The organism is Gordonia sp. UBA7599, from assembly GCA_002477755.1.
Classification (GTDB): Bacteria; Actinomycetota; Actinomycetes; order Mycobacteriales; family Mycobacteriaceae; genus Gordonia.
Genome location: DLKD01000043.1, coordinates 1 through 13,780, shown reverse-complemented (window position 1 = coordinate 13,780; position 13,780 = coordinate 1). Strand labels below are relative to the sequence as shown.

Annotated in this window: 13 protein-coding genes; 5 read left to right on the top strand and 8 right to left on the bottom strand. The window is 66.9% G+C overall.

Features of this window, described 5'->3' with window-relative positions:
* Nucleotides 1-22 precede the first annotated feature (22 nt).
* Together B4L26_RS05820 and B4L26_RS05815 are read left to right on the top strand one after the other, a co-directional pair.
* Complete coding sequence (locus B4L26_RS05820; protein ID WP_409563448.1) at nt 23-847, top strand: enoyl-CoA hydratase-related protein; 825 nt, start codon at nt 23-25, stop codon at nt 845-847.
* Between the two features lie 140 nt (nt 848-987).
* Entirely contained in the window at nt 988-1,269 is a 282-nt protein-coding gene (locus B4L26_RS05815; protein WP_409563536.1) for a GlsB/YeaQ/YmgE family stress response membrane protein, read from the top strand.
* Between the two features lie 4 nt (nt 1,270-1,273).
* On the opposite strand, the gene B4L26_RS05810 is transcribed toward B4L26_RS05815, so the two are convergent.
* The gene (locus B4L26_RS05810; protein ID WP_290716941.1) at nt 1,274-1,705 is read right to left on the bottom strand and encodes a PPOX class F420-dependent oxidoreductase; all 432 of its coding nucleotides are present in this window, start codon (nt 1,703-1,705) and stop codon (nt 1,274-1,276) included.
* Nucleotides 1,706-1,847: 142 nt separating this feature from the next.
* On the opposite strand from B4L26_RS05810, the gene B4L26_RS05805 reads away from it, so the two are divergent.
* The 3 genes from B4L26_RS05805 to B4L26_RS05795 all read left to right on the top strand — a co-directional run bounded on the left by B4L26_RS05805 (nt 1,848) and on the right by B4L26_RS05795 (nt 5,859).
* Entirely contained in the window at nt 1,848-2,585 is a 738-nt protein-coding gene (locus B4L26_RS05805) for a TetR/AcrR family transcriptional regulator C-terminal domain-containing protein (RefSeq protein WP_290716939.1), read from the top strand.
* A 9-nt stretch (nt 2,586-2,594) separates the two neighbouring features.
* Nucleotides 2,595-4,961 (top strand): excinuclease ABC subunit UvrA, encoded by a 2,367-nt coding sequence (locus B4L26_RS05800; protein WP_290716937.1) that lies wholly within the window; start codon nt 2,595-2,597, stop codon nt 4,959-4,961.
* Between the two features lie 79 nt (nt 4,962-5,040).
* Nucleotides 5,041-5,859, top strand: a complete 819-nt coding sequence (locus B4L26_RS05795) for an SDR family oxidoreductase (RefSeq protein ID WP_290716934.1) — start codon at nt 5,041-5,043, stop codon at nt 5,857-5,859.
* Between the two features lie 9 nt (nt 5,860-5,868).
* On the opposite strand, the gene B4L26_RS05790 is transcribed toward B4L26_RS05795, so the two are convergent.
* The 7 genes from B4L26_RS05790 to B4L26_RS05760 form a co-directional block, all read right to left on the bottom strand.
* On the bottom strand, nt 5,869-7,140 hold the full coding sequence (locus B4L26_RS05790) for a flotillin family protein (protein WP_290716931.1): 1,272 nt from the start codon (nt 7,138-7,140) through the stop codon (nt 5,869-5,871).
* Nucleotides 7,141-7,178: 38 nt separating this feature from the next.
* Complete coding sequence (locus B4L26_RS05785) at nt 7,179-7,697, bottom strand: hypothetical protein (protein ID WP_290716928.1); 519 nt, start codon at nt 7,695-7,697, stop codon at nt 7,179-7,181.
* Nucleotides 7,698-7,848: 151 nt separating this feature from the next.
* Nucleotides 7,849-10,719: a phosphoenolpyruvate carboxylase gene (gene ppc / locus B4L26_RS05780; protein ID WP_290716926.1), complete on the bottom strand. Its 2,871-nt coding sequence runs from the start codon at nt 10,717-10,719 to the stop codon at nt 7,849-7,851.
* Between the two features lie 72 nt (nt 10,720-10,791).
* Nucleotides 10,792-11,028, bottom strand: coding sequence for a preprotein translocase subunit SecG (secG, locus tag B4L26_RS05775; RefSeq protein ID WP_290716924.1), 237 nt, complete (start codon nt 11,026-11,028; stop codon nt 10,792-10,794).
* Nucleotides 11,029-11,138: 110 nt separating this feature from the next.
* Nucleotides 11,139-11,930 carry a triose-phosphate isomerase gene (gene tpiA, locus B4L26_RS05770; protein ID WP_290716922.1) on the bottom strand — a complete coding sequence of 264 codons (792 nt, stop codon included), beginning with the start codon at nt 11,928-11,930 and terminating at the stop codon, nt 11,139-11,141.
* 2 nt (nt 11,931-11,932) lie between these two features.
* Nucleotides 11,933-13,147, bottom strand: a complete 1,215-nt coding sequence (locus tag B4L26_RS05765) for a phosphoglycerate kinase (protein ID WP_290716920.1) — start codon at nt 13,145-13,147, stop codon at nt 11,933-11,935.
* Between the two features lie 46 nt (nt 13,148-13,193).
* Nucleotides 13,194-13,780, bottom strand: a 587-nt coding sequence (locus B4L26_RS05760) for a type I glyceraldehyde-3-phosphate dehydrogenase (protein ID WP_290716918.1), incomplete at its 5' end; no start/stop codon positions are given.

Below are 13,780 nucleotides of genomic sequence, written 5' to 3'. Positions count from 1 at the left end.
CAGGCACGTCGTCCCCTCTCCTATGAGAGGTGGAGCAGTGAGCCAAACCGACGACGCCGACCCCGCCGTCCTCGTCGAACACACCGGACATGTGTGCGTCCTTACGATCAATCGACCCGACGCACGCAACGCGATCAACACCGCGGTGACCGACGCCCTGGGGCTGGCCCTGCAGGCTGCCGACGACGACCCCGAGGTCAGGGTCATCGTCCTCACTGGCTCCGGACACCAATCGTTCTGTGCGGGTGCCGACCTCAAGGCACTGTCGCGTGGCGAGAACATCGGACCGTCTGATCCTGAGCGTCAGAAGTGGGGCTTTGCCGGCGTCGTCAGCCACCCGGTCTGCACACCGGTGATCGCAGCCGTCAACGGCACGGCACTTGGCGGCGGAACCGAACTCGTCCTCTCCGCCGACCTGGCCGTCGCGGCGGAATCCGCGTCGTTCGGCCTTCCGGAAGTCAAGCGCGGACTTTTCGCAGCAGCGGGCGGCGCGTTCCGGATCGTCGACGCGGTGCCCAAGAAGGTGGCGATGGAACTGCTGCTCACCGGTCGCCCCATCACCGCAGCCAAGGCCAAGGAGTACGGCCTGATCAACGACGTGGTGCCCGACCAGGGCCTGCGCGCTGCCGTCATGGCACTGGCCACCGAGATCGCCGGCAATGCTCCCCTGGCGGTGCAGGCGTCGAAGCGGTTGGCCCAACGCATCGTCGATGGCGAGGTCGTCGGCGACGCCGCTTTGTGGTCTGCCAACCTGACCGAACTCGGCACGGTCTTCAGCAGTCAGGACGCGATGGAGGGCCCGCGGGCCTTTGCGGAGAAGCGTGCACCGGTGTGGCAGGCGCGCTGACCCTCCGCCCGATTCAATCCAACAACGCCGATCTTTATCCGAGACAACATCGTCCCGGTGTGCCACGGTGGAAGTAGCCCGATCGTCGGGTGTGATTGTGAACGGAGAACATCGTGACCATTCTTGAGGCGTCCACCGAGATGCTCGCCCGCTCGACCACGACGACCACCGTGGGCTGGATCGGCTACATCATCATCGGCGCGCTCGCGGGCTGGATCGCGGGCAAGATCGTCAAGGGCAAGGGTTCGGGGATCCTGCTGAACATCGTGACCGGTGTCGTCGGCGCCCTGTTGGGCGGCTGGCTGCTCAGCTTCGCCTTCGACACTGCCAGCGGCGGCTGGTGGTTCACCTTCTTCACCGCCATCTTCGGCTCGGTGATCCTGCTGTGGCTGCTGAGCTTTGTGACCGGGAAAAAGGGCTAGTCCCCTACCGCAGTTTGGCGCCGTAGACGCGGGTGACGTGTAGCACCATCAGCACGCGCCTGTCGTCGACCATGACCTGGCGGTACTCCTGCCAGTCCGGGTGTTCGCCGGCCCCTCGTCGGTAATAGTCGACGAGGGCGTCGGCCTCCGGGCCGTCGGGATCGTCGCCGGGCCCGATGAGAGATACTTCGCCTTCCGCGGTCGCCCAGGTGTATCCGTCGGGGCTGGTGAACTCGATCGCCGCCCGCGGGTCGCGCCGCAGATTGGCCGTCTTGGCCCGACCATCCGTCATCGACACATAGATGATGTCTGCTTCGCTGTCGTAGACGGCCGTGACCGGTGACAGCTGTGGAACCCCGTTCGACTTGATCGTCGCCAGGATCCCGATCCGGCTCTCAGCGATAAGTGTGCGCGGGTCGAATTCATTCGGGGACATGCCAAGGACAACGCCCGCGGCCAACCCGGCATTCCGAGGTCCTTTCGCGTACGATGTACTTGAATCATTAGTCGTATAGCGTACGTGAAGTACTACCCGTACGCTATACGGATAATCGTCGGCAGTCGAGCGAGGAGCACCGATGGACACGATCGACCTGCTCTGGCGCAACGAGGTTCCCAGCAAGCAACGAGGCCGTCCCCCCAAGTTCTCCACCGAGCAGGTCGTCGAGGCGGCAATCGCGGTCGCCGACGCTAAAGGGTCGGCGTTCTCCCTGCGCGATGTTGCGACGCAGATCGGCACTCCCGTGATGTCGCTGTACTCCTACGTCGACAGCAGGGAGCAACTCCTCGAGTTGATGGCCGACGACGCGCGGGCGACGATGGCCCACGATCGGTTGACCGGTGATTGGCGGGCGCAGCTCACCACCCTCGCCGATGACAACCTGCGACTGTTCGCCGAGCACCCGTGGCTCACCGACGTCGAGTCCGAGCGCGCAACCCTCGGACCTGGGACTCTCGCCAAATACGAGCACGAACTCGGCGTCGTCGAACCGCTCGGCCTCACCGACATCGAGATGGACGGGATCCTCACTCTCATCCACGACTTTGCGCGTGCCAACGCACGGTCGATGGCCCACGCGGCAACCGAGCGTGCGGAGGAGGATCCACAGGTCTGGTGGGAGCGCGAGGGAGCCAAGCTCGCCGTGCTCGGTCTGGACGTCCGCTTCCCACTGGCCAGCCGGGTCGGTGCCGCCTCCGGCGAAGCGCAGGGTGCTGCCCGTGACGCGGAGACCGCCTACCGCTTCGGCCTCCAGGTGATCCTCGACGGTGTCGCCGCCCGATTGCTCGCAGTCCCCTCACCCGCCACCGACGATTAGGTTCGAAGAATGCCCGACCTCCACCCCGCTGACTCCCACGACCTCATCCGCGTCATCGGCGCCCGGGTGAACAACCTGCGCGACGTCAGCGTCGACCTGCCCAAACGCCGCCTCACGGTGTTCACCGGGGTGTCAGGATCCGGCAAGAGCTCCCTGGTGTTCGGCACGATTGCCGCCGAATCGCAGCGCCTGGTCAACGAGACCTACAGCGCCTTCGTCCAGGGATTCATGCCGACGTTGAGCCGCCCCGACGTCGACGTTCTCGACGGCCTCACCACGGCGATCATCGTCGACCAAGAGCGCATCGGCGGCAATCCCCGCTCTACGGTGGGAACGATCACCGACGCCTACGCCATGCTGCGGATCCTGTTCAGTCGGTGCAGCGCACCGTACGTCGGACCGTCGACGGCCTTCTCCTTCAACGTCCCGACGGTCAGCGGTGCCGGCGCCATCAAGGTCGGTGACAAGAAGGCCAAGAAGGCGACCTTCGAGAGTTTGGGCGGCATGTGCCCCCGGTGCGAGGGCATGGGCGTGGTCTCCGACATAGACCTGACAGAGATTTACGACGAGGAGCGCTCGTTCAACGACGGCGCTATCAAGGTCCCGGGCATCACCCCCGACGGCTGGTATGGGCGCGTCTACGGGGGCTCGGGCTTCTTCGACCCGGACAAGCCGATCAAGGACTTCACCGCCAAGCAGCTCGATGCCTTGCTCTACATGGAGCCGACCAAGATCAAAGTCGACGGCATCAACATCACCTACGAGGGCATCATCGGCAGGATCCAGAAGTCGATGCTGTCCAAGGACATCGATTCGGTCCAGCCGCACATCCGGGCGTTCATCGAGCGGGCGGTGACCTCGATGGTGTGCCCGGAGTGCGACGGCACCCGGTTGGCCGAGCACGCGCGCACCGCCACCATCGACGGCACGAGCATCGCCGATGCGTGTCGGATCCAGATCAGCGACCTCGCGAACTGGGTCCGCGGCCTGGACCGCCCCACCGTGGCGCCACTCCTGGTGAGTTTGAGTGACACGCTCGACTCCTTCGTCGAGATCGGCCTGGGATACCTGGCATTGGAGCGTCCTACCGGCACATTGTCGGGTGGCGAGGCGCAGCGCACCAAGATGATCCGCCACCTCGGATCGTCGTTGACCGACATCACCTACGTGTTCGACGAGCCGACGGTGGGCCTGCATCCGCACGACATCGCCCGGATGAACAACCTGTTGCTGCGGCTGCGCGACAAGGGCAACACCGTGCTCGTCGTCGAACACAAGCCCGAGACGATCGGCATCGCCGACCACGTCGTCGATCTCGGACCGCGCGCCGGCACCGACGGCGGAACCATCTGTTTCGAGGGGACCGTCGAGGGGTTGCGCAACAGTGACACCCTGACCGGCCGCCACCTTGGCGACCGCGCCTCGTTGAAACCGTCGGTGCGCACACCCGCCGGTGCCCTCGAGGTGCGCGGTGCGTCGACCAACAACCTCGACGACGTCGACGTCGACATCCCGCTCGGCGTGCTGACCGTCATCACCGGGGTGGCCGGCTCGGGCAAGAGCTCCCTCATCCACGGCTCGGTCAGCCCGCGCGACGACGTCGTCACCATCGACCAGACCGCGATCCGGGGCTCGCGGCGCAGCAACCCCGCGACCTACACCGGGCTGCTCGAACCGATTCGCAAGGCATTCGCCAAGGCCAATGGTGTGAAACCTGCGCTGTTCAGTGCGAACTCCGAGGGGGCATGCCCCACCTGCAAGGGCAATGGGGTCATCTACACCGACCTCGCCACGATGGCCGGCGTCGTGACGCGGTGTGAGGAGTGCGAGGGCCGCCGGTTCCGGCCCGAGGTCCTCGACTACAAGCTCGGCGGACGCGACATCAGCGAGGTGCTCGCGATGTCGGTGGATCAGGCCCTCCCCTTCTTTGCCGGCGACGTCGAGGATGCCGCCGACGCCAAGACCCCCGCGGCGCACAAGGTCCTGCACCGACTCTCCGACGTCGGACTTGGCTATCTGCGCATAGGCCAACCACTGACGACGTTGTCCGGCGGCGAGCGCCAACGTCTCAAGCTCGCCGCCCAGATGGGCGAGAAGGCCAGCATCTACATCCTCGACGAGCCGACCACCGGACTACACCTCGCCGACGTCGAGAACCTGCTGCGCCTGCTCGACCGGCTGGTCGATTCCGGGATGTCGGTCATCGTGATCGAGCACCACCAGGCGGTCATGGCCCACGCCGACTGGATCATCGATATAGGGCCCGGGGCCGGGCACGACGGCGGCCGCATCGTGTTCGAGGGAACGCCCGAGTCCATGGTGACCGCTGGTGAGACGTTGACCGCCCAACACCTGGCCGCCTACGTCGCCCGGTGACGCCCGCTCCCCGCGGTTTCGTCAAACCATCACCGATCGATGCGACATTGACGAAACGGTGCGGGGATAGGCTCGCTGTATGACGCAGACAAGGCCGACCAGGACCGCACTGGTCACCGGAGCATCGTCGGGAATCGGGCTGGAAGTGGCGCGCGAACTCGCCGTCCTTGGCTACCGAGTACTCGGCACGAGCCGCAACCCGGACACGATTCCCGACGACAAGCGGCTGCCCGGCGTCGAGTACGTCGCCCTCGACCTGGCCGACCGGGATTCGATCCAGGCCTGCGCCGACGCGGTCGGCGACGTCGACGTCGTCGTGCACAACGCGGGTGAGAGCCAGTCCGGGCCGGTGGAGGAACTCCCCGACGAGGCCGTCGACCGGCTCTTCCAGACCAACGTCTTCGGCCCGGTGCAGCTCACGCAGCGGCTGCTGCCGCACATGCGCGAACAGCACTACGGTCGCGTGATCACCGTCGGATCAATGCTCGCGAGTTTCCCACTGGCCCATCGCGGTTCTTACTGTGCGGCGAAAGCGGCGCTCAAGGGGTTCGCCATGTCGGCTCGTCAGGAGCTTTCGCCGTTCGGGGTGTGGGTCGCCCACGTGGAACCCGGGTCGATCGCGACGGGGATCGGCGAACGGCGCACCCACTACATCGCCGACGACTCGCCCTACCGGCACGACTACGACACGATGATCGCCCACCTCGACGCCAATGAGAAGGGCGGCATCACCCCCGCCAAGGTCGCGAAGACCGTGGTGAAGGCCATCGAGGCCGACAAGCCCAAGGAGTTCTACGCCGTCGGGTCGAACGCGCCGCTGGTGTTCACCCTCAAGCGCCTCGTGCCGCGCAGCGTGGTCACGACGATGGTTGCCCGCCGTCACGGGCTCAAGCGGTAGCGCGCTCGTTCAGGCCTTCTCGTCGTCGGCGGGCTTCTGGCCGACGACCTTGTCGCTCAGATCGGACAAGAGCCCGGCGACGTCGATCCCGGTGGTCCCCCGGATGACCTCGAGGCCACCGGCCAGACCGGCGCCCGCGCTGCGGGTCAGCGGGCCGACGGAGTCGCCGACCAGCGTGATGTTTGCCTCCCCCAGCGGCTCGGCCGCTGCCCGGACGATGTCGGGCAGCTTGGACAGCACCAGCTCGAGCTGACCGACCTGGTCCAGTTTGCCCAGCGCCTCGGCGCGCATCTCCAGAGCCTGCGCCTCGGCCTCACCGGTGATGCGGATGCCCGCGGCGCGGGCCTCGGCCTCGGCGGTGATCTCCGCCTTCTTCGCCGCGGCACGCTGCTGGGCGGCGTACAACTCGGCCTCGGCAGGGCGGCGGACCTCGGCGTCGAGCTCGGTGTCGCGCAGCTTGGCCTGCTGGGCGGCGACCTCGTTGTCCTTCTCCACCTGGACGCGACGCCGCTCGGCTTCCACGAGGGGGCGGACCGCGTCGGCCTCGGCCGAGGCGCGGTCGGTTGCCTGGCGGGCGGTTTCGCGCTGGATGTCGAGTTCGCGCTGTTGCTCGATGATCGCCTGCTCGTTCTCGATGCGGCTCTGCTCGGCGACACGGTGGGCGACGGCCCGCGACTGCGCGGCGATCGCAGCCTGGTCGGAGCGCTCCTTGGCGGCGAGGTCGCTGAAGTACTGACCGTCGGAGTCCTGTACGTCGTTGATCGAGAAGCTGTCGAGCACCAGGCCCTGGTTGGCCAGGATCTCCTTGATCGACTGGGCGACCTGGTCGACGAGCTGCTGGCGGTCGACGAGGATGCTCTTGGCCGTCATGGTGCCGACGATGGAGCGCAGCTCACCGGAGAGCTGTTCGGTGACAAGGGAATTGATGCGCATCAGGTCGTCGCCGAAACGCGGGCCGGCCTTGAGGATGTCCTCGGGGGTGTCGCCCACCTTGACCACGGCAACGCCGCGAACCTTCAACTCGATGCCGTCGTTGGCCGGCGTCGAGGTGTCCAGGTCGGCCTTTACCGATGACAGCTGCACGCGGGTGGCCTTCTGGACGACCGGCAGGACGAAGGTGCCGGTGCCGCGGTACACCTTGCCCTGGTGGCCTTTGCCGCTGCCGGTGACGATGAACGCCTCCTCGGCGCCGGGCACGCGATAGCGCGACAGCAGTAGCAGGACGAACAGCACGATGAGTACTACGGCGGCCCCGATCGCGGGGATCAGCGTCGACGACATGGTGGGTCCTCTCGTTGGAAATCGGTGGCGCGGTTTGGTCAGGCGAGTTGGTCGTAAGGCAGGCGTTGCACGTGGTAGACGTTGCGGTCGTCGAGCTTGGCGGTGACCCGGACGTGCTCTCCGAGGACGTAGTCCTCGTCGGCGGTGATCGAGATCTGGCGGGCGCCGGTCTCGGTCTGGACCTCCCCGGTACCCAAGTGGGTCGGGCCGACCGGCTCGACGACGCGCACTCGCGAGCCGACCAGGTCGACGCTGGGTAGTTCGGCACCTGCGCGGAGCAGGTAGGAGAGCAGCACCCCGGCGATTGCGGCGAGAACCAACCCGGTCACCGCGCCGGCACCCAAGGCCAGGGCGGTCGACGTATGGCCGAAGGTCATGAGTCCGCCCGCGATGAGGCCGAACCCGGTGACGAACGGGGTGAGCAGCGACAGCAGACCGATGCCAGAATCGGCGAAATCGAAGCTGATGTCGAAGGCTGCGTCGATGTCTAACCCGATGAGCGACAGGACGGTCATGGTGAGGCCGACAAGACCGATGACCAGCAGGACCACGCCCATCGCCACTGCCCTCCCGCCGGTCGAATGTGTGTAACTACAACTTATCCGACATCGGAGGGTCTCGATACACTCGCTCGTTCGGCGCGAGTACTCGACCACCGCGCCACGAGTACGCGGTCACCGCGTTGCGAGTACTCGACCACAGTTCGGGCTACCCGCTGTTGCGCAGCGCGGTGGCCAGCCCGTTCATGGTGATGAGGATGGCGCGGCGCACCTCGCGGCTGTCGTCACCGGCGCGGTAGCGGCGCAGCAGCTCGACCTGGATCAGATTCAGCGGCTCCAGATACGGGTACCGGTTGTACACCGATCGCTTCAGCGCCGGGTTGTCGGCGAGGAGGTCGGCATCGCCGGTGATGGCGGTGTGCATCGCAATCGTGAGCCGGTGTTCGGCGACGATCTTGCCGAACACGCGCTCACGGAGCTTCTCGTCGGGAACCAATTGCGAATATCGGTGCGCCACACCCAGATCCGACTTGGCGAGCACCTGCGCCATGTTCGAGAGCACGCTGGAGAAGAACGGCCAGCGCTTGTAGTAGTCGCGCAGCACTTCCAGCCGTTTGGGCGACTCATCGTCGTCGCCGATCCACTCGGCGAACGCCGACCCCGTCCCGTACCAGCCGGGCAGCATGACGCGTGACTGGCTCCACGCCAGCACCCACGGGATGGCGCGCAGGTCGGAGATCTGCTGGGTCTGCTTACGCGATGCGGGCCGGCTGCCGATGTTGAGCTCGCCGATCTCCGAGAGCGGCGTCGACGTGGTGAAGTATTCGACGAAGCCGTCGGTCTCGTGAACGAGTTCGCTGTAGGCACGACGACCGCGGGCGGCGAGGTCGTCGAGGATCGCGTACGCCCGTTCGGACTCCTCGCCCAGCCCCTCGACGTCGAGCAGCGACGACTCGATCGTGGCGGCGAGGATCGTTTCGAGGTTGCGGTGCGCCGAGACCGGCTCGGCATACTTGGCGGCGATGATCTCGCCCTGCTCGGTGATCCGCAGCGACCCCTGCACCGCGCCCGGCGGCTGCGCAAGGATGGCCTCGTAGCTGGGCCCGCCACCGCGGCCGACGGTGCCGCCACGACCGTGGAACAACCGCAACCGGATGCCCGCCTGTTTCGCGGCGTCCACCAGGTCGAGTTCGGCGCGGTAGAGCGCCCAGTTGGCGGCGAGGTATCCGCCGTCCTTGTTGGAGTCGGAATAGCCGAGCATGACCTCCTGCATGTTCTGCTGGGCGGTCACCACCTCCCGGTAGAGCGGGACGCGCAGGGCCGCGAGGATCGTCGGGGCGCCCTGCTGGAGGTCTTCGATCGTCTCGAACAACGGCACGACGCGCAGCTGTGACCGGGCGCCCTCGCCGCTCGTGCCGGCGTCGTAGAGCCCGGCCTCCTTGAGCAGGATCAGCGCCTCGAGCATGTCGCTGACCGACGTACACATGCTGATTACGTAGTTCGGCACCGCTTCTGGTCCAAAGGTCGCGACGGCGGTTGCGGCCGCCCGCACGATGGTCAGCTCCTTGACGGCCAAATCGCTCAGGCCCGCGTCGGGGCTGGTCAACGGACGTCGCGACGACAACTCCGCGGTGAGCACGGCCACGCGCTCGTCCTCCGACAGGGCGAGATAATCGTCGTGGACGCCCGCCCACGCGAGGAGTTCCGCGACGACGGTCTCGTGGACCTCGGAGTTCTGACGCATGTCCAGCCCCGACAGGTTGAACCCGAAGGAGAGCGCGGATTCTCGCGCTGCCAACAGTCGGTCGTCGGCGATCTCATCGTCGGCATTGGCGCGCAGCGCGGCGTCGACGACGTCGAGGTCGGCGCGAAAGGCCTGCTTGTCGGCATACGGCTCCGCGGACGCGCGCCCGCCACGGTTGACGCCCACCAGGTGTGCAAGCGACGTCGCCGACGGTCCCAACCGGTCGATCGCCGTGGCCGACAACCGGGCGCGGATCGTCTCCAGTGCTCCGCGGAACGGTTCGTCGCCCGAGGCACGGCTCGCCTCGGCGGCCAGCTGCGCCAGATCGTCGGGAACGGTGACCAACCGCGCGGACATGCTGAGCTCCTGGGTGAGGACATCGAGCTGATCGAGATGGTGGCCGAAGGCCAGTCGCGCAGCCGACGAGGTGGCGATTCCGACGACTTCGCCGGTGACGAACGGGTTGCCATCGCGGTCGCCACCGATCCACGACCCCATGCGGATCAGCGGCGCATCCTCGAGGCCGGCCTCGGGGTAGGCGGCGCACAGTGCGGCCCGCGTCTCGTTGTTGATGCGCGGCACGACGTCGAAGAAGGTCGCGTCGTAGTAGCGCAACCCGGCGTGGATCTCGTCGACGATGGTTAGGCGGTCGATGCGGATGAGCGCGGTCTGCCACATGGTGAGGATCTGGCGCCGGATCGCTGCGAGCGTTGCTGCCTCTTCTGCCGGGGTGAGCTCGGTGCGTCCGCGCAAGCGCATGAGCTCGGTGATGCGGTTCTGGGCGTCGAAGATCGTGCGCCGGCGGGTCTCGGTGGGGTGCGCGGTGATCACCGGCACGACCGTCGCGTCCGCGAGCATGTCGCCCACCTGCTCGTCGGTCAGGTCGGTGGCGGCGAGTTTGGCGTAGGTGGCGGCCAAACTGCTGTTCTGCGGAGTGTCCCCGGCACGCAGGTGGATCGACCGACGCCGCTCACGGTGCAGGTCCTCGGCAAGGTTGGCGAGCAGCGCAAACAGCGAGAATGCGCGCGCCACGGGCAGGAGTTCGTCGGCGGCCTCGGGTGCGTACTTCACCGCCAACTCGTCGCGGTCGAGTTGATCCTCACGGATGTCGAACGCCGCCTGGCGCGACCCCTCCACCAGGTTGAAGACGGTGGTTCCAGAGTGTTCGCGGATGACGTCGCCGAGCATGCCGCCGAGCAGACGGATGTCTTCGCGCAACGGCTCGGTGAGCGCGCGGTCGGTGGTGTCGACCTCCAAATGGCGGACGATTGTGCTGATCGGCCGCCATGCCGCGGAATGGACGGGAACGACGGAACCGCTGTCTGCATCACCCATGTGTCGAGTATTCCCGACGGTGAGCGGTCCGGCGACCGGAGCGCACGGCGTCACACCGTGGCCCCCGAGCGGCTAGTTGGCGAGCTTGATGTGGAGCTCCATGCCGATGATCAGGATGACCCACACGAGGCCGACGACGATCGTCATGCGGTCCAGGTTGCGCTCCACGACACTCGACCCCGACAGGCTCGACTGCACACCGCCGCCGAAGAGTGAAGACAACCCGCCACCCTTGCCGCGATGCAGCAGCACCAACACCACCAGCAGCACGCTGGTGATGGCGATTCCGATCTCGAGTGCGAGTTTCACGGTGGTCAGGTCCTTGCTCTCAACTATCTCCGGTTCCTCGGGCAGACGCGCGCGAGGACCGGTGGCCGCCTATACGGCCACCGGAAAGTGTACGCGACGACAGGCCGGGGTTACGGCAGCGGTCCGCCCGCGGCGATCGCGGACAGCGTGGCGAACTCCTCGGCCTTGAGCGAGGCACCGCCGACGAGCGCGCCGTCGATGTCGGTCTGCGCGATGAGGTCGCCGATGTTCTTGGCATTCACCGAGCCGCCGTAGAGGACGCGGACCTTTTCGGCGATCGCGTCACCGGCCAGCTCCGCGACGGTGGCGCGCACTGCCGCACACACCTCTTGCGCATCGTCGGCGCTGGCCACGCGCCCGGTGCCAATGGCCCACACGGGCTCATAGGCGATCACGGACTTGGCGATCTGTTCGGGCGTCAACGCCGCGAGCGAGCCCTTGAGCTGCTCGGTGTTGTAGGCGATGTGGTTGCCGGCCTCGCGGATCTCCAGACCCTCACCGATGCAGATGATCGGGGTCAGTTCGTGGCGCAGGGCCGCGAGTGCCTTGTTGCCGACCAGCTCGTCGCTCTCGTTGTGGTACGTGCGGCGCTCGGAGTGCCCGACGACGACGAAGGTGCAGCCGAGCTTGGCCAGGAACGCACCGCTGATCTCGCCGGTGTAGGCACCCGAGTCGTGCTCGGACAGATCTTGCGCACCGTAGGTGAGCAGCAGCTTGTCACCGTCGACGATGGTCTGCACGCTGCGGATGTCGGTGAACGGCGGGATCACCGTCACATCGACCTTGTCGTAGTACTTGTCGGGCAAGCGGAAGTCGATGTTCTGCACCAGGGCGATCGCCTCGAGGTGCGTCATGTTCATCTTCCAGTTGCCGGCGATGAGCGGCTTGCGGGTACTCGACATGGTCACGCCTCCAAAACAGTCAGTCCGGGCAGTTCCTTGCCCTCCAAATACTCCAGTGAGGCGCCGCCGCCGGTGGAGATATGCGAGAAATCGCTGTCCGGGATTCCCAGCACGCGTACCGCGGCCGCCGAGTCACCGCCACCGACGACGGTGAACGCGCCCTGCGACGTCGTGGCGGCGATCGCCTCGGCTACCCCCTTGGTGCCGGCGGCGAACTTCTCGAACTCGAACACGCCCGACGGCCCGTTCCAGAAGATCGTCTTCGCCCCCGACAGCACGGCGGAGAACCGCTTGACCGACTCCGGTCCGATGTCCAGGCCCATCCAACCGTCGGGGATGGCGTCGGCGGCCACCGTCTGCGCCTGTGCGTCAGCAGCGAACTTGTCCGCGACGACGACGTCGGAGGGCAGTCGGATGACGTCTCCGAAGCGCTCGAGCAGGTCCTTGCAGACGTCGATCTGATCCTCTTGCAGCAGCGAGGTGCCCACGCCGTGGCCCTGTGCTGCCAGGAACGTGAACGCCATGCCGCCGCCGATTACCAGGGTGTCGACCTTGGGCGCGAGCGCCTCGATCACGCCGAGCTTGTCGGACACCTTGGAGCCGCCGAGCACCACCGCGTACGGCCGGGCCGGGTCTTGCGTGAGGCGCGACAGCACGTTCACCTCCGCGGTGACCAGGTCGCCGGCGTAATGCGGCAGCAGCTTCGCGACGTCGTACACCGAGGCTTGCTTGCGGTGCACGACGCCGAAGCCGTCGGAGACGAACGCCCCGTCGGGCCCGGTGAGCTCGGCCAGCGCCGCCGCCAGCGCTTCGCGCTCCGCATCGTCCTTGCTGGTCTCGCGCGGATCGAATCGGATGTTCTCCAGCAGCAGCACATCGCCGTCGGTCAGCCCTTCGGCCCGGGCCAGCGCATCCGGGCCGACGACATCGCCGGCCAGCTGCACGTTGCGGCCCAACTCCTCCCCCAGCCGCGCCGCCACCGGGGCGAGCGACAGCTTGGGGTCGGGCTCGCCCTTGGGACGACCCAGATGGGCGGTGACGATGACGCCCGCACCCGCCTCGGCGAGCTTGCGGATCGTCGGCGCCGACGCCACGATCCGGCCCGGATCGGTGATGGCGCCGTCGTCGTCGAGCGGGACGTTCAGATCCGAGCGGACCAGGACGATGCGCCCGGCTACCCCGCTCTCCAACAATTCGTCGAGGGTGGGCACGGCCATGTGCGGACTCCTAGGGGCGACAGTGGTGGGGTGCGACGGTGATCGGTCAGAGCGACTTGGCGACGAGGCCGATCAGGTCGGCGAGGCGGTTGGAGTAGCCCCACTCGTTGTCGTACCAGGACACGACCTTGGCCTGGTCGTCGATGACCTTGGTCAGACCGCCGTCGACGAGCGAGCTGTGCGGATCGGTGACGATGTCGCTCGACACGATTGGCGCGTCGTAGTACTTCAGGATGCCCTTCAACTTGCCCTCGGCGGCAGCCTTCAGCGCGGCATTGATCTCCTCGGCCGTCGCCGGCTTCGCCAGCTGGGCGGTCAGGTCGGTGACCGAGCCGGTCGGGATCGGGACGCGCAGCGCGTAGCCGTCGAGCTTGCCCTTCAGTTCCGGCATGACCAGGCCGATGGCCTTGGCCGCACCGGTTGATGTGGGGACGATATTGATCGCGGCAGCACGTGCACGGCGCAGGTCCTTGTGCGGCGCGTCCTGCAGGTTCTGGTCCTGGGTGTAGGCGTGGATCGTCGTCATCAGGCCCTTGACGATGCCGAACTCGTCATTGAGCACCTTGGCCATCGGGCCGAGGCAGTTCGTGGTGCACGACGCGTTGGAGATGATGTTCTGGCTGCCGTCGTACT